The 14,709-nt window shown below is 65.9% G+C and carries 15 protein-coding genes; 9 read left to right on the top strand and 6 right to left on the bottom strand.

Going from position 1 to position 14,709, the window contains the following annotated elements; translation table 11 throughout:
• The 3 genes from V5A38_RS04460 to V5A38_RS04450 all read left to right on the top strand — a co-directional run.
• On the top strand, positions 1 to 1,536 hold a 1,536-nt coding region (locus V5A38_RS04460), incomplete at its 5' end, for an NADH-quinone oxidoreductase subunit L (protein WP_332324546.1).
• Positions 1,537 to 3,063, top strand: coding sequence for a NuoM family protein (locus tag V5A38_RS04455; protein ID WP_332324545.1), 1,527 nt, complete (start codon positions 1,537 to 1,539; stop codon positions 3,061 to 3,063). It begins immediately after the preceding gene.
• The gene (locus V5A38_RS04450; protein WP_332324544.1) at positions 3,063 to 4,547 is read left to right on the top strand and encodes an NADH-quinone oxidoreductase subunit N; all 1,485 of its coding nucleotides are present in this window, start codon (positions 3,063 to 3,065) and stop codon (positions 4,545 to 4,547) included. The genes V5A38_RS04455 and V5A38_RS04450 overlap by 1 nt, the downstream gene beginning before the upstream one ends.
• Before the next feature lie 305 nt (positions 4,548 to 4,852).
• Here V5A38_RS04450 and V5A38_RS04445 read toward each other — a convergent pair whose 3' ends face one another.
• On the bottom strand, positions 4,853 to 5,263 hold the full coding sequence (locus tag V5A38_RS04445; RefSeq protein ID WP_332324543.1) for a hypothetical protein: 411 nt from the start codon (positions 5,261 to 5,263) through the stop codon (positions 4,853 to 4,855).
• 88 nt (positions 5,264 to 5,351) lie between these two features.
• Between V5A38_RS04445 and V5A38_RS04440 the strand changes: the two genes are divergently transcribed.
• The 3 genes from V5A38_RS04440 (at position 5,352) to V5A38_RS04430 (ending at position 6,835) form a co-directional block, all read left to right on the top strand.
• Positions 5,352 to 5,831, top strand: coding sequence for a YbaK/EbsC family protein (locus tag V5A38_RS04440; protein ID WP_332324542.1), 480 nt, complete (start codon positions 5,352 to 5,354; stop codon positions 5,829 to 5,831).
• A 76-nt stretch (positions 5,832 to 5,907) separates the two neighbouring features.
• The gene (locus V5A38_RS04435; RefSeq protein WP_332324541.1) at positions 5,908 to 6,198 is read left to right on the top strand and encodes a hypothetical protein; all 291 of its coding nucleotides are present in this window, start codon (positions 5,908 to 5,910) and stop codon (positions 6,196 to 6,198) included.
• Positions 6,199 to 6,235: 37 nt separating this feature from the next.
• A complete protein-coding gene (locus V5A38_RS04430; protein ID WP_332324540.1) occupies positions 6,236 to 6,835 on the top strand; it encodes a hypothetical protein in 600 nt (199 codons plus the stop codon).
• A gap of 79 nt (positions 6,836 to 6,914) precedes the next feature.
• Here V5A38_RS04430 and V5A38_RS04425 read toward each other — a convergent pair whose 3' ends face one another.
• The 3 genes from V5A38_RS04425 to V5A38_RS04415 form a co-directional block, all read right to left on the bottom strand.
• On the bottom strand, positions 6,915 to 7,715 hold the full coding sequence (locus V5A38_RS04425) for a CBS domain-containing protein (RefSeq protein WP_332324539.1): 801 nt from the start codon (positions 7,713 to 7,715) through the stop codon (positions 6,915 to 6,917).
• Positions 7,716 to 7,760: 45 nt separating this feature from the next.
• Positions 7,761 to 9,371, bottom strand: coding sequence for a DHH family phosphoesterase (locus V5A38_RS04420; protein ID WP_332324538.1), 1,611 nt, complete (start codon positions 9,369 to 9,371; stop codon positions 7,761 to 7,763).
• 75 nt (positions 9,372 to 9,446) lie between these two features.
• Positions 9,447 to 9,740 carry a transcriptional regulator gene (locus tag V5A38_RS04415; RefSeq protein ID WP_332324537.1) on the bottom strand — a complete coding sequence of 98 codons (294 nt, stop codon included), beginning with the start codon at positions 9,738 to 9,740 and terminating at the stop codon, positions 9,447 to 9,449.
• Between the two features lie 152 nt (positions 9,741 to 9,892).
• On the opposite strand from V5A38_RS04415, the gene V5A38_RS04410 reads away from it, so the two are divergent.
• The gene (locus tag V5A38_RS04410) at positions 9,893 to 10,870 is read left to right on the top strand and encodes an NDP-sugar synthase (RefSeq protein ID WP_332324536.1); all 978 of its coding nucleotides are present in this window, start codon (positions 9,893 to 9,895) and stop codon (positions 10,868 to 10,870) included.
• 4 nt (positions 10,871 to 10,874) lie between these two features.
• On the opposite strand, the gene V5A38_RS04405 is transcribed toward V5A38_RS04410, so the two are convergent.
• A complete protein-coding gene (locus tag V5A38_RS04405) occupies positions 10,875 to 11,609 on the bottom strand; it encodes a diphthine--ammonia ligase (protein ID WP_332324535.1) in 735 nt (244 codons plus the stop codon).
• Positions 11,610 to 11,717: 108 nt separating this feature from the next.
• Between V5A38_RS04405 and V5A38_RS04400 the strand changes: the two genes are divergently transcribed.
• Positions 11,718 to 12,389: a hypothetical protein gene (locus V5A38_RS04400; RefSeq protein WP_332324534.1), complete on the top strand. Its 672-nt coding sequence runs from the start codon at positions 11,718 to 11,720 to the stop codon at positions 12,387 to 12,389.
• The gene (locus V5A38_RS04395; RefSeq protein WP_332324533.1) at positions 12,386 to 14,437 is read left to right on the top strand and encodes a hypothetical protein; all 2,052 of its coding nucleotides are present in this window, start codon (positions 12,386 to 12,388) and stop codon (positions 14,435 to 14,437) included. The genes V5A38_RS04400 and V5A38_RS04395 overlap by 4 nt, the downstream gene beginning before the upstream one ends.
• Here the strand turns inward: V5A38_RS04395 and V5A38_RS04390 are convergent.
• Positions 14,434 to 14,574, bottom strand: a complete 141-nt coding sequence (locus V5A38_RS04390) for a hypothetical protein (RefSeq protein ID WP_332324532.1) — start codon at positions 14,572 to 14,574, stop codon at positions 14,434 to 14,436. The two genes, V5A38_RS04395 and V5A38_RS04390, sit on opposite strands and share 4 nt — an antisense overlap.
• Positions 14,575 to 14,709: the final 135 nt, after the last annotated feature.

The following is a 14,709-nucleotide window of genomic DNA, read 5'->3' as shown; positions in this document are numbered from 1 at the left end:
AAGGCGTTCCTGGTCACCCGCTTCGGTGACTACTTCTTCCTCATCGGCGTCGTCGCCGTCTTCGCCACATTCGGCACCGCGACGTTCGCCGGTGACGGTAGCTTCCCCATGATCGCCGCCCACGCCCTCGAGGGCGAGGCGTCCGTCAACACGTTCTTCGGACTGGGCCAGCAGGCCTGGTTCACCGTTGTCGGGCTGCTCATCCTCGGCGGCGTCATCGGGAAATCCGCGCAGTTCCCGCTGCACACCTGGCTTCCCGACGCGATGGAGGGCCCCACGCCGGTCTCGGCGCTCATCCACGCGGCGACGATGGTCGCCGCTGGTGTGTATCTGGTCGCGCGGATGTACGGCTTCTACGCGCTGACACCGGCGTCGCTCGCGGTCATCGCCCTTGTCGGCGGCTTCACCGCCCTCGTCGCGGCGTCGATGGGACTGGTCAAGCGCGAGATCAAGCAGGTGCTCGCGTACTCCACCATCTCACAGTACGGCTACATCATGCTGGGGCTGGGCGCCGGCGGCTACGTCGCCGGCACGTTCCACCTGATGACCCACGCGTTCTTCAAGGCGCTCCTGTTCCTGGGCGCCGGCTCGGTCATCATCGCGATGCACCACAACGAGGACATGTGGGAGATGGGCGGGCTGAAAGAGAAGATGCCCGTCACCTACTACACGTTCCTCGCGGGCTCGCTCGCGCTCGCGGGCATCGTTCCGTTCGCCGGCTTCTGGTCGAAGGACGAGGTGCTCTACGAGGCGCTCATCCACGGGCTCGGCACCACGGGTGGGCTGGGCACCGTGCTGCTGGCAGCCTACGCGATGGGGCTGATCGCCGTGTTCTTCACCGGCTTCTACACCTTCCGGATGGTGCTGCTCACCTTCCACGGTGAGCCACGCTCGGACACCGCACGCGACCCGCACGGCGTCGGCTGGAACGTGAAGGCACCGCTGGTGGTGCTTGGCATCCTCGCCACGACCATCGGCTTCGTCAACATGGTGCCGGTGCAGGAGCTGACGGGGGCACACATCGACTTCCTCCACCAGTGGCTCTACGGTCCGGAGAACGGTGGCTGGCCCGAACTGCTCGGCACCAGTGGTGCCCGCTATCACCACGTGCTGTTCGCCGACTACGGCGCCGGCATGAGTGCGGCGGAGCTGCCGTCGTATCTCGTCGGGCTGGTGTCACTGGGGCTCGCACTCGCAGGCTCCGGGCTCGCGTACGTGCTCTACAGCGGGGAGGACCCCGCAGAGCACACCGCGAAGCTCGGCAGCGCCAGGGACGTACTGTACAACAACTACTACCAGGACGAGTATCAGGTCTGGCTCGCTGAGGGCGTCGTGCTTCCGCTGTCGAAGGCTGCGGACACCTTCGATCAGGGAATCATCGACGGCGTCGTCGACGGAGTCTCCAGTGTGAGCCTCTTTGCCGGCTCGCGACTGAAGCGGATTCAGGACGGCGTAGTCACCCACTACGCCACCATGGTCACGCTCGGCCTGACGGCGCTTCTGGTTGGATTCGCTGTGCTCGGAGGGTGGTTCTGAATGATTATCGAGACGCTCATCGGCTTCGCGTTCGTCGCCGCGCTGGTCACGTTCCTCGTCCCGAACGAGGTCGCGGGCCGCGTCGGGGCTGCGCTGAGTCTCGTCCCCCTGGTGGGGTCGCTCTGGATGTGGAGTCGGTTCGACGGGAGCGGCAACGCCCTCACGGGCGGGACGCTCGCGTTCGAGACACAGTTCGATCTGCTGACGTTCTCGGGCTACGAGGTGCAGTGGCTCACGGGCGTCGACGGCATCAGCCTGCCGCTGGTGGTGCTGACGACGTTCCTGACCACGCTCGCCATCGTGAGCGCGTGGACGCCCATCGACGAACGGCAGTCGCAGTTCTTCGGACTGATGCTGTTCATGGAGGCGAACCTCCTGGGCGTGTTCACGTCGCTCGACTTCTTCGTCTGGTTCGTCTTCTGGGAGGCGACGCTGCTGCCGATGTACTTCCTCATCGGCATCTGGGGTGGCCCACGCCGGAAGTACGCCGCCATCAAGTTCTTCGTCTACACGAACATCGCGAGCCTCGCGATGTTCATCGGTTTCATCGCGCTGGTGTTCGGCGGCCTCGGCGACAGCGTCTCCACGCTCTCGCTGCCGGCCGTCTCCGAAGCGCTGCGAGCTGGCGAGGTAACCTCCTTCATGGGGCTCTCTCCGGCCGCGCTCCAGCTGGCGGCGTTCCTCGCGATGTTCTTCGGCTTTGCGGTGAAGGTGCCCGTGGTTCCGTTCCACACGTGGCTGCCTGACGCACACGTCGAGGCACCGACACCGGCGTCGGTGATGCTGGCGGGCGTCCTCCTGAAAATGGGGACGTACGCCCTGCTGCGGTTCAACTTCACGATGCTACCGGAGGTGGCGAAAGATCTCGCGCTCGTCATCGCCGCACTGGGTGCGTTTTCGGTCATCTACGGCGCCATCCTGGCACTGGCCCAGCAGGACCTCAAGCGCATCGTCGCGTACTCCTCCGTGTCGTCGATGGGCTACGTGATGCTCGGGCTCGTTGCCTACACGGAGTTCGGTATCGCCGGCGCCACCTTCCAGATGGTGGCTCACGGCCTCATCTCGGGGCTGATGTTCATGACGGTCGGCGTCATCTACAACACCACTCACACCCGGATGGTAGGCGACATCAGCGGGCTGGCCGACCGGATGCCCGTGACGGTGGGCATCTTCGTCGCCGGCGCGTTCGGCTACATGGGGCTGCCCCTGATGGCCGGCTTCGCCGGGGAGTTCTTCATCTTCGTCGGCTCGTTCCACTCGACGGTGATTCCGAGCGCGCCGCTGTTCACCGCGGCGGCGATGTTCGGCATCGTCATCGTGGCGGGCTACCTGCTGCTGGCGATGCAGCGCACGCTCTTTGGCTCGTTCAGCCTCGACACCGACTACGAGGTCGGAGCCGCCCCGTTCCACGACGTGGCGCCGCTGGCGGTGCTGCTGCTCGCAATCATCGCCCTGGGGGTCATCCCTGACCTGTTCTTCGACATGATCCTGAACGCGATCGCTCCGCTCGTCGGGGGTGGTGCCTGATGGTGACGGCACCGCCGCTCTCCCCGACGTTCGCGCTGGCGCTCACGGCGCTTGCAGTGCTGGCCTCCGACAGCATCTGGCCCGACTCGACGAACCGCAGCGTGCTCGCCGGTATCACCATCGCCGGCTCGCTCGCCGCCGTCGGCTTCGCGGGCTGGTTCCTCACCGCTGGCACCGGGCTGGCAGAGGAGGGCGTCACCCTGCTGGCCGGCGCCATCGTCGTCGACGGGATGTCGCTGTTTTTCACGGCGTTGTTCGGCTCCGTGACGGCGCTCGTGGCACTCGCCTCGTACGACTACTTCGCCGACCACGACCGGCAGGGAGAGCTCTACGCGCTCGTTCTCCTGGCGGCGACCGGGATGTCCCTGATGGCGTCGGCCAACTCGCTGGCCACCGCGTTCATCGCGCTGGAACTCGCGAGTCTGCCGTCGTACGCGCTGGTCGCGTTCCTGAAATCTGACGAGGGGAGCACCGAAGCGGGGCTGAAATACTTCCTCATCGGCGCGCTCTCCTCGGCCGTCTTCGTGTTCGGGGTCTCGCTGGTCTACGGCGCGACGGGCTCGCTGCTGCTCTCGGATATCGCGACGGCGTTCGCTGGCGGGCTCTCGGGCCGCGTCGGCGTCGCCGGCGTCGGCGTGCTGATGATCGCCGGCGGCTTCGCGTTCAAGACCGCCTCCGTCCCGTTCCACTTCTGGGCGCCGGAGGCGTACGAGGGCGCGCCGGCTCCGATCTCGGCGTTCCTCTCCTCTGCCTCCAAGGCAGCCGGGTTCGCCGTTGCCTTCCGCGTGTTCGTCGTCGGCTTCCCCGTCGGCGCCGCACAGGGCATCGGCATCGACTGGGTGCTGCTGTTCCAGATCCTCGCCGTCGTGACGATGACGCTGGGGAACTTCGCGGCGGCCACCCAGGAGAACGTCAAGCGGATGCTCGCGTACTCCTCCATCGGGCACGCGGGCTACGTGCTCATCGGGCTCGCAGCCCTCACGTCGGACGTGGGCACGAACGGCCAGGTGATGGGCGCAGCGATGTCCCACCTGCTCGTGTACGGGTTCATGAACACCGGCGCGTTCCTCTTCATCGCGATGGCGGAGCGCTGGGGTGTCGGCCGGACGTTCGATGATTACGGCGGCCTGGGCGCCCAGAAGCCGTTCGCGGCGGTCGCGATGAGCGCGTTCGTCTTCTCGCTGGCCGGACTGCCGCCGTTCGGCGGCTTCTTCTCGAAATACTTCCTCTTTGCCAGCGCCATCGACGCCGGCTTCTGGTGGCTGGCAGCGGTCGGCGCGATCAACAGCGCGCTGTCGCTGTTCTACTACTCCAGAGTCGTCAAGGCGCTCTGGTTCGAGGAGGGCACCCACGACCTCGCCGGGACGCCGGTTGGGCTCTATCTCGCCATCAGCGTCGCCCTCGTCGGGACCGTGGTGCTGCTTCCCGGCTTCGGGCCGGTCATCGAGACCGCACAGCAGGCCGCGGCGGCGCTGTTCGCCTGACCGCGGATTCAGTTTTTTGTGCACAACGCTCCGCGCCAGCAACGAGGGAGCCGCCCCATCTGGGGTGGGGACGGTAGTGGCCCAGCACCGCGTGAGATGGTGGAGGCCGAAATGGGAATCCACTGGGGCTGCCTCCCGTCCTTCGTTGTCGGGACAACGGTTGTGGGTTGGTTCCGGTTATAGACGATACTGGTCGACCGGATAACGTGTGTGTATCTGATACTGAACTCCGAATTGGCCGGGAGCGACCCACAACCACGGCCCAGCGAGGTGGCCAACGAATCGAAACGAACGAGCCAGGAACCCTACTGTGAGAACACACCGCGGACTACCGCCGAGAGCTCGATCACACGATCCATCTTTATCCCACCCGTAGTGGCGACGATGCGCGTCTCCCCATGCTGGAAATAGGCGACGTAGCCGTCCCCGAACTCCTCGACGGCGCGGCCACCGTCAGCCAGCACCGTCCCATCACCGGTCACCGCTTCGCGGCCGGGGTCGTCGACGTCACCAGAAATCGAGGATTTCCGGGTGGCAGACGAGAGCCGCTGGCTCTCGTCGACGCCAGCCTGCAAGTCGGAACGTCGATACACAGTCCCGTTCCACTCCGGAGAGTCGACGGTGACACTGCGTAGTCGGTCCCCGACGGTGCTCCGACAGGCGTGTTCGAGCGCGGTCAGTCGCTGTTCGGTCGCGTTATCCTCCGACCAGTCCATGCGACTTCTTAACAAGCCACAAGGGAAGAAGCTGTCGGCAGTGTGCGGGTTCGGCAAACGCTTTCAGCCAGCAGTGTCTTCCCCGACTATGCACGCCCGCGTCCGAGAGTTCGTCGAGACCGCCGAGCAGCGGTACGGGCTGAGTATCGATCCGATCGAGTTCCCGGAGAAAGGAACGCCAACCGCGGCCGACGCCGCCGAGGCTGTCGACTGTGACGTCGCCCAGATCGTCAACAGCCTCGTGTTCGCGGTGGCGGGCGAACCCGTGCTCTGTCTCACCTCCGGCGGCAACCGGGTGAGCGAGGCAGCGCTCGCGTCGTGGGCCGGCATGGACGAGGACGCCGTCTCGATGGCCTCCCCTGCGCAGGTTCGAGAGGCAACCGGCTGGGCTATCGGCGGCGTCCCGCCGCTCTGTCACGCGACCGACCTCCCGACGCTGCTCGACCCGGATCTCCTGACGTTCGACCAGGTCTGGGCGGCTGCAGGCACCCCGACGTCGATGTGGGCGGTCGACCCTGACCGCCTGCGCGAGCTCGCGGACGCGGAGGTCGTCCACGTATCAGAGTGAATTACCCTCCCCGTTGGCGGGACACACGTTTGTTGCGGCCCTGAAACGTTTTCCCACACCGGACGAACCTCCCACTATGGACAGTTCCAGCGACGCCGAGGACGAGACCGTTCGTGTCTGGCTGGTCGAACGCACCTACTCCGACGACGAGCAGAACATCATCATCCTCATCTACGCCACCCCGGACGGCGAGCGCTATCTCCGCAAGGAGCGCGCGCTCACCTCCTTCGGCGACCACCGCGACACGACGGCGGCCATCGACGCCGACCCTGGCAACCTCGGGAGCGTCAGCAAGGAGAACCGCGAGCAGTACGCCATCGAGGCTCAGCGCATGGCCGAGAAACACGGCCCCGACGACCTGCTTTGAACCCTCCGCTCACCAATCGACAGCGATAGGCTGTCAGGTGGCCTCCCAGGCTGGCTTCTTCGGCTGGTTGCGCGACGAGTTCACCGAGGAGGTCCCAGAGAGCCACGAGATCCCACCCCCGACGTTCCACGAACAGCCGTACCGCGCCGAGGAGACACTGCGACCAGCCAGTTTCGAGGCCGACAGCGGACGTGATCGGCGGTCCTGGGATTCGAAGCCCTTCGCCAGAACCGTCACCGGCTCAGCAGGCCCAGCCGCGGTCTGTCTCGTTCAATCGCTCACAGCCCGACTCACAGTGATTACGGCGAATAGGTTCATCGACGGTGTCGAACGCCGCCGGGTCAGGGGCTCCCATCACCGACACGGATGGTCACGGCGGGACAGACTCGCAGTAATCACTATCAGTGACGATGACGCGGTGCTCGAGCGCACGCCGAACTCCCCCAAGAGACGCCGGGCTCGATTGCTGAACACCATCCCGTCGCCAGCCGACGGGTCTCACCAGCGGAGCCGTCGCCACGGGAATGGCTCCGGTGATGAGCGTGTTCACCACGATACACGGGAGACAGCGGTTTTCGCCGGTGTACTCCGGCTGACGGAGGCGGGCAACGAACTCGGCAGCGCTCGTGACCAGTAAGTTCCACCATACGTCTGGAATCAAAAAGCTGTCAGCGGGTGATTGGACGGGGTGACCGGAGCTCCTTGCGCTGTGGGGCTTACTGCAGCCGCTTCGTCGTCTCGATGAGCGGGTGGCGCGCGTAGTCCACCACCTCAACGTCGTCGATACTGTCGAGCCCTTCGTTTTTCGCGGTGCGCTCCATCCCAAGTTCGACCGGCTCGTCGGCCTCGACGATGATGACGTAGGCGTCCATCTCCTCGATACCCAGTCGGTCGGCTGCCAGTGCGCGGTGGTGGCCGTCTGTCAGCAGGAGAACCGGCTCCTCCCGGGTCGTGTTCTCGATGACCACCAGCGGCTCAGCCAGCCCGTGCTCGAGTTCGTAGCTCCGCCCCTCCAGCTCGTCGGCGTAGACGCGGTCCTGCGTGGGGACGAGGGCAGCCAGTCGGGTCTGCCGGCGCTCCTGTCGCACGTTCACGTCGTGGATATGCTGGAGCGTCTCCATCAGGTCGCCCACCTTCTCGGGGGTTGCGCGCTCGATCTGGCTACGCACCACATCGGTGTTGGAGATGATGCCAACCAGGTTGCCGGCGTCGTCGACCACCGGGAGCTTCTGGATGCCCGACCGAAGAATCACCCGTGCGGCGTCGATGACGTCCATCTCCGGATGGGCGACCACGAGGTCCTCCTCCATGACGGTGAAGATGGGGACCTCCTCGTCGGCCAACAGGATATCGCGGGCGGAGACGAACCCCTCGACACGGCGCCCGTCGGTGACGGGGAACCCGTTGTGGCCGTCGCTCTCGACGATGCGTCGGGCCACCTCCTTGACAGTGTCTTCGGCCGACGCCGTCGCCACCTCATTAGTCATATACTCCTTGACCCGTGCTCTGTTGCTCATCACCGTGGCTACGGGCCGACGGCGCAAAAGCCTACACAATCAGAGTTAGTGTTCGTCAGCGGGAGCGTCGGGCTGCTCGTCGGAGTCCTCGGTTGCGTCCACAGCGCCGTTCCCCGTGCCAGCTTCCTCCTCGGCGCCGTCCGCGGGCGCCTCTGTCGACCCGTTCTCCCTGCGGGGCTGGTCGTCGGCGAACGCCAGCGAGGCCGTCCCTTCGGGCGCGTGGTCGTACTGGAGGGCGTCCTCCGGCTCGGGCGCACTGGGGGCCTCCTCGAGCGCTTCGAAAAACCGGTCGTCGACGACGCCCCAGACGATCTCCGTCAACGAGCCGGTGCGCTCTTGCTCCACGGCGCCGAGAACGCCCATCGGAATCTGCGCACCGGCCATGTCCGCGTGGCCGCCGGCATCGCCGATGTCGCCGAACGCGTTGCGCAGCGTCTCTCCGAGGTCGATATCCGAGCCACGGGAGCGCCCCGAGGCGTAGATCGTCTCGTTCATGAAGCCGTAGACGAGTGTCGTGTCGATCCCCTCCATATCCAGCAGTCGTTCGGCCGCCTGCGCGAGCGCGTCCCGCTCGTGGATCTCGCCCACGCAGGTCGAGAGCGCGCCTCCCCGGACCGACCGGTGCTCGATGGCGTTTGCAAGCACGGAAAGCGTCTCCATCGAGAGGCTCGGCGATTCGACCCGCGAGAGCGTCGCGGTGTCGACCGAGGGGATCAACACGGCGGCGGCCTCGAAATCCGCCTCGGCGACCTCGCGAGTGAACTCCTTGGTGTCGATCTGGATGCCGTAGAGCAGCGCCGTCGCCGTCTGGCGATCAGCTGTCACGTCGAACTGGGTGAGATACTCCGTAAGCAGCGTGCTCGTCGCCCCGACGTCGCTGCGCAGGTCGACGAACTCGCCGACGACGGGAGCTCGCGGCGGATGGTGGTCGATGACGATGTCGACCTCGGTCTCCTCGGGGAGGCTATCGTTGACGGCCGGCCGGGAGTGGTCGACGAGTGCGATACCGCCGTACGTCTCGATGTCGTCGTCTTCCAGGTGAACGAGTGGGAGGTCGAGCAGGTTCACCAGCGCCCGGTTCTCCTGATGGGATATCTCGCCGAAGTAACATGGGTCGGCCTCGACGCCGATGCTCTCTGCGACCCGACAGAGTGCAACGGCGCTGGCGATCGCGTCCGGGTCGGGGTTGTCGTGAGTAATGACCGCCACCGGCTCCTCGGCGCCGCGTAGTGCCGAGAGAAGCCCGCGGGCCCGCGCACTCTCGGGGCCGGTCGCGTAGCCGAGCACCCGGCTGGCGAGCGCCGCGACGGGGTCGATAACCCGGTCGGCAACCGTCTCCAGTGCCGCAGCCGTCGCCGAATCGGGCGCAGCCCCCGTGTAGACGACGAGTAGCGCGTCCGGGAACGCATCGCGGGCAGCCTCGGCGGCCTGCCGGTTCGGTTCTGCTTCGTCGCCGGCGACGATGACGACGTCGACATCATCGGCGTGGGCCCCGGGCGTCGTCGGGTCGCCCTCGCTGGCGGGGATATCCACCTCGCGAAGGCTCTCGGCCCGGGCAGTGTCGGCGGTGATGACGGTCAGGCCCTCGCCGGGTGGCATCGCCTCGAGGAGGTCGACGCCGATGGCGCCACAGCCCAGGACCAACCGATGGACCATACCGAGTTGTCCGGGGCAGGACGGGAAAGCGTTGCTGTCCAGTGGGACCGCAGGTGGGCATCGTCCCGAGCGGCCTTACTCCGCCGTCTCGATGACGAACTGCGGCTCCGCGATACGTTCGCACTTACACTCCGGACAGCGCGATGGGTAGTTCAGCGGGTCGTCGAACCCGTCGAACTCGCAGTCGCGGCACTCCGGGGGTGCGACGAGAAACTGCTCGTCCTCGTTCTCGAGGCTCTGGGCGACGTGCGTGGCGTGTTCGTAGACGGCGTTCGTGGACACACCGAGCTGTTCGGAGAGCTGTCGGGGGGTCGCCGGTTTCTCCCGGAGAGCGTCGGCGAGCCGCTCGCGGGTCGTCGCTTCCTCCATACCCCTGCTTGCAGGCCGGACGCCAAACCGCTTTCTGTCGACCCGGCTCCTGCCGGCTTCGGGTCAGCCTCGGCCTCGCATCCCTCGGACCCGATCTCACGCTCCGGCAGTGATGGAAAAAGCGTATACCGGTACCCGTCAAGGTCAATGGCATGAAGGCAATCGTTCTCGCCGGCGGCTACGCGACGCGGCTCTGGCCAATCACCCGCAACCGGCCGAAAATGTTCCTCCCCGTCGGTGAGGGGACGGTCATCGACGACGTGTTCGCGGACCTGGAGGAAGACGAGCGAATGGAGGAGGTGTACGTCTCGACGAACGAGCGCTTTGCCGACGATTTCGACGCGTATCTCGACGACAGCGGGTTCGAAAAGCCCGTCGTCTCCGTCGAGGAGACCGTCGACGAAGACGAGAAGTTCGGCGTCGTCGGCGCGCTCGCACAACTGATCGACCGAGAGAACCTGGACGACGACCTGGTCGTGGTCGCGGGCGACAACCTCATCTCCTTCGACCTCGCGGAGTTCGGCGATTTCTTCCGGGAGAAGGGGACACCCTGCATCGCCGCCTACGACGTGGAGTCCAAGGAGCGCGCGAAATCCTACGGGCTCGTCGACCTGGAAGACGACCGCATCGTGGATTTCCAGGAGAAGCCCGAGGAACCGAAGACCACGCTGGTCTCCATCGCCTGCTACGCGTTCCCCCGAGAGACGCTGCCGGAGTTCGAGACGTATCTCGACGGCGAGAACAACCCGGACGAGCCGGGCTGGTTCGTCCAGTGGCTCCAGCACCGCGAGGCCGTCCACGCGTTCACCTTCGACGGCGCGTGGTTCGACATCGGTACGCCCGCGAGCTATCTCGAAGCCGTGGCCTGGAAACTCGACGGTGAGAACCTCGTCGCCGACGGCGCGACGGTCGAGAATACAGATCTCGGCGAGAACGTCCACGTGATGTCGGGCGCGACAGTCGAGGACAGCGCGCTCGACCGGACCGTGGTTTTCGACGACGCCACCGTCGTCGACTCCGAGCTCCGGGAGTCCATCGTCGATGAATCGAGCTACGTCCAAGGGCTGGACCTCGCCGGGGCGCTCGTCGGCGCCCACTCCGAGATTTCGGACGACGATAGCCGAACGTAGTTCCTTACGGGCTCTCGTGTTCCTCATCGCCGGTTAGCCACGCCTCCTCGACGTGGATCCGGCCGCGGCTCCCGTCCCACTCGGTGTCGTACGTGAGGTCGATGCGCTGGCTCATGTGCGGCCCGTCGACCACGAACGTTTCGAACTCGCCACCCTCCCCGAGGACGTGGACTCCATAGCGCTCGTGCAACTCCGTGAGTTCTGCGAGTGCCTCCCTGTCGAGGGTGCGGCCGAGCCACGATTCGTCGAGCCCTGCGGCTGCGACCTGGATGATGCGGATCTCGAACCCCGCCTCGAGCATCGCTTGGGCCACCGTCACGGGATCCCGTTGCCAGAGCGGCGCAAAGAGACCGATACCCAGCCGGTCACAGAGCGCCTCGATGCGCGAGGTCTGGAAGTCGCTCTCGACGGCGCCGGCGGTGACGCCCGCGAGGTCGACCGACGGGTCGGCGGCGAGTTCCGAGAGCGCCGCCTCCAGGGGCTCGATCTCGGCGTCGCCCTGTGCGGCCGAATCGACGGCGTCGTCGGCGCCGAAATCCGCTGGCTCGACCGAGAGCAGGGGAAGGCCGATGCTCTCGGCGGCCAGCGACGCCAGATGTGTCGCCGGTGTGTGATACATGTAGGAGTCGCCCTCGGGGTGGACCGTCAGCAGGCGCCCGACGTTCAGGCCCTGCTGCTGTGCCCGGTAGAGCGCCCACGCCGAGTCTTTCCCGCCCGAAAAGAGACTGACCCACTCCATACAGCCACCAAGCACGCCGACGGTAAACCCACACCGGTTCGGCGACCCCTCTCTTTCACCCCGAGCTCGTCGGAACTTTTTGATCTGTGCGGTCGGAACAACGGCCCCATGAGTCGTGCCGACAGGCAAAGCCGACAACGCGGCTGCAGCGTCAGGGACGCGTTCCAGGAACTGAAACAACGCGGCCCACAGGTGCTCGTCACCGGCGACGTTCCGGAGGCCGTCTCCCGGCGAGCGACCACGCGCTTGCTCGGTGACCCCGAGGAAGAGCGCCACCGCATCCTCGCGCTGACCGATAGCACCGCCGCGGCCGACCAGTGGTTCCCTGGTCCCTACTCGGCCGACGACGAGAACGTGACGCTCATCGGGGGCAGCGAACTCCGGGGGAGCGCCGCGATCGGTGCGCCAACCGACACGCCCAGTGAAGACGACGCGCTCGTCCGCCAGGTCGACAGGGAGATCGTCTCGTGGTGCCCGAGCGGCGAGACACCGCCGCCCGCGGTACTCAGAGTCGGCGTCTGCTCGCTCGAAACGCTGCTCGAGACCCACGGTGTGGAGACCGTTCGCCGGTTCGCCTATCAGCTCACCGGCGAGGTCCGGCGCGCCCGGGGAATGGGACATTACCATCTCCCGCGTGAGTCGGGCTCGGCGGCCGTCGCGGACCTCCAGTTCGTGTTCGACGCTCGGCTCGAGCTTCGGACCGCTTCCGGTGAGCCCGAACAGCGCTGGCATCTGCCGGGGCGGGGGACGACCGGCTGGGTCGCACTCGACGAATCGTGATCCGGTTCGAGTCCGCGGACCGCGGGCTCCGAATCGTCGACACTATCGAGGAGGTGGAGTACGTGGTCGAGGCCGGCCCCGTCACCCCCGAGCCGGCGGAAACTGGACTGTTTCCCGCACCAGTCGACGATGCGGTCCGCATCCGTAGCACGCGACTCTATCTGCCGACCGTCGTCGACTACCATCTCCGGGGCCCGGACGGCGAGCCGCGGGAGCGGGCCACGGGCCCAGCCCGGGTCGTCGAGGAGGAGACGTTCTTCGAAGCGACCAACACCCCGATGAAGCTCTACCTCAGGTTCGATGGTCCCGCGACGGTCGAGGAGGGGGAGAACGGCACCAGAATCCGGTTCGAGGAGCCGTCGACCGTCGTCGTCGGTCCGCGGTCGCTCCACCAGCGACCCGAAGGCACCATCGCCGTTCCGGAGACACCTGCAGGCATCGCACGCGGGCTGTCGCTGTTCTCGTCGGCGCTGAAAACCACCTCGCCGGAGCGGTCCTTTCCCACGCTTCGGGGCCATCCACCGCTGCTGGAGTTCGGCCAGGAGTTCGACGCCGCCGGGCTCAGCCGGCCGGAAACGGGGATTCGTCTCGAAATCCCTGAGCGCTACAGCAGCGTGTTCACCGTTGCTCCGCTCGCGTACTATCTGGGCGCCGAAATCGTCACGGGAGTCGACAGCCCGCGGCTCGTCGCCGGTGACGAGTGGTTTCCCCTGGGCGGGGATCTCCGAGAGGCGACAGCCAACACCCTCCGACACTGCTTCCTCCTCGACTGCATCACCCGTACAGAGGGGCTCTACCCGGTGTCGCTACGCGAACGGAACGAGTTGGCCGAGCGCACGACCATCGTCCCCGAGCGCTGGTACGAGCTTCCGATCGCCGAACGGACCGCAGCGTATCTCTCGGTTCCGAAAGACGCGACAGACGACCTGCTCGACTGGCATCTCACCGCGGATATCGAGCCGGCGGCAGGGAACGCGGAGATCCTTCCGTTCATCGTCGACGACCTCGCGATGGTCCGCTCGCCCACACCGCTGTCGGACCGGGGGAGCCCGCCGCCCGAACCGGATGACATCGATGATTTCTTCCGAACCGCTGGCGGCCCGGCTCTACAGCGACGGACGACGGAGAACACCGATAGCCACGGAGAATCGGTTATCTCCCCCGTCGAAGCCGACACGTACGGACACATCTGGGTCGGCGAGAAGTTCCCGATGGGCTCGTCGAAGCCGACTGTCGATGCCTACCGGCGGCGGCTGGGTAGACAGCCCAGCGACGACAGCACGACGACGGTAACGCTGGTCTGTAACGACGAGGAGATGCTGGCTGAGATCGACGAGGAGCTCTACGGCTTCTTCGACATGCTCACGTTCGAGGTGCGGAGCCACCACGACCTGACGAAAGCCGAACTCCGCGAGCTGTTACAGACCGAGACGAGTTTCCTCCATTACGTCGGACACGTCGACGACGACGGGGTACAGTGTGCGGATGGCTTTCTGGACCTGCGCACGCTCTCGGGAACGGGGGCCGACGCCTTCCTGCTGAATGGCTGTACCTCATACGAACAGGGCCAGGCGCTCGTCGAGGCCGGCGCGTTCGGCGGCGTCGTCACACTGACGAGCGTGAGTAACACGACGGCGACGAAGACGGGGACACATTTGGCAAACCTCCTCGACATCGGCTTCGACTTCCACGGCGCGCTGGACGTGATTCGGCGAGTGCGGATCTCCCGGCAGAACTACGTGGTGGTCGGGGACGGCTCGGTCACTATCTCGCAGTCCACCTCTGGGGTGCAGTACGCGATGGAGGTCGATTCGTCTGAAAACGGCCGGCTCGACGTCACCTGCATCGGCTACCCGACTTCCCGGTTCAAGATCGGCTCGATGGGTCGAACGTTCCTTGAACAGGGCGATGCTCAGTACATCCCCGTCGGGGAGTTCAGTACGTACGACGTCCCGCCAGAACGGTTCCAGCAAGCGATGGGCTCACACAGGATGCCACTACTGTTCGACGGCGAACTGCGGTGGGCCAACCGAATCGACTTCCGTTAGGGCCCGGCCGTGCTCGTGCCGCCGCCCGCCGCGACGGCGCCCGCCTGGGACAGGAGCAGGGTCGTCGTGAACAGGATGCCGACCATTTTCGGGTGCTCCGCGAGATACGCTTTCATCTCTGAGCTGTTGGAGCTCATACTTTAACTAAGTTGCTAACATGGTGAAAAATATACTTTAATATTCCGCTTAATTGTTATATGAAATTATCTACTCTGTCGTCGCTCGCCGATGAAGACTCTTTCAGGGCGACCCGGTTAGCTCACGAAAACGTG

The organism is Halolamina sp. (assembly GCF_036626355.1).
Taxonomy (GTDB): domain Archaea; phylum Halobacteriota; class Halobacteria; order Halobacteriales; family Haloferacaceae; genus Halolamina.
This window is presented reverse-complemented; position numbering and strand designations above follow the sequence as displayed.

Excerpts from the sequence above, each read along its gene's own strand:
- V5A38_RS04455 (WP_332324545.1), top strand. The coding sequence starts at position 1,537 with ATGATTATCGAGACGCTCATCGGCTTCGCGTTCGTCGCCGCGCTGGTC.
- V5A38_RS04450 (WP_332324544.1), top strand. The coding sequence starts at position 3,063 with ATGGTGACGGCACCGCCGCTCTCCCCGACGTTCGCGCTGGCGCTCACG.
- V5A38_RS04445 (WP_332324543.1), bottom strand. The coding sequence starts at position 5,263 with ATGGACTGGTCGGAGGATAACGCGACCGAACAGCGACTGACCGCGCTC.
- V5A38_RS04440 (WP_332324542.1), top strand. The coding sequence starts at position 5,352 with ATGCACGCCCGCGTCCGAGAGTTCGTCGAGACCGCCGAGCAGCGGTAC.
- V5A38_RS04435 (WP_332324541.1), top strand. The coding sequence starts at position 5,908 with ATGGACAGTTCCAGCGACGCCGAGGACGAGACCGTTCGTGTCTGGCTG.
- V5A38_RS04425 (WP_332324539.1), bottom strand. The coding sequence starts at position 7,715 with ATGAGCAACAGAGCACGGGTCAAGGAGTATATGACTAATGAGGTGGCG.
- V5A38_RS04420 (WP_332324538.1), bottom strand. The coding sequence starts at position 9,371 with ATGGTCCATCGGTTGGTCCTGGGCTGTGGCGCCATCGGCGTCGACCTC.
- V5A38_RS04415 (WP_332324537.1), bottom strand. The coding sequence starts at position 9,740 with ATGGAGGAAGCGACGACCCGCGAGCGGCTCGCCGACGCTCTCCGGGAG.
- V5A38_RS04410 (WP_332324536.1), top strand. The coding sequence starts at position 9,893 with ATGAAGGCAATCGTTCTCGCCGGCGGCTACGCGACGCGGCTCTGGCCA.
- V5A38_RS04405 (WP_332324535.1), bottom strand. The coding sequence starts at position 11,609 with ATGGAGTGGGTCAGTCTCTTTTCGGGCGGGAAAGACTCGGCGTGGGCG.
- V5A38_RS04400 (WP_332324534.1), top strand. The coding sequence starts at position 11,718 with ATGAGTCGTGCCGACAGGCAAAGCCGACAACGCGGCTGCAGCGTCAGG.
- V5A38_RS04390 (WP_332324532.1), bottom strand. The coding sequence starts at position 14,574 with ATGAGCTCCAACAGCTCAGAGATGAAAGCGTATCTCGCGGAGCACCCG.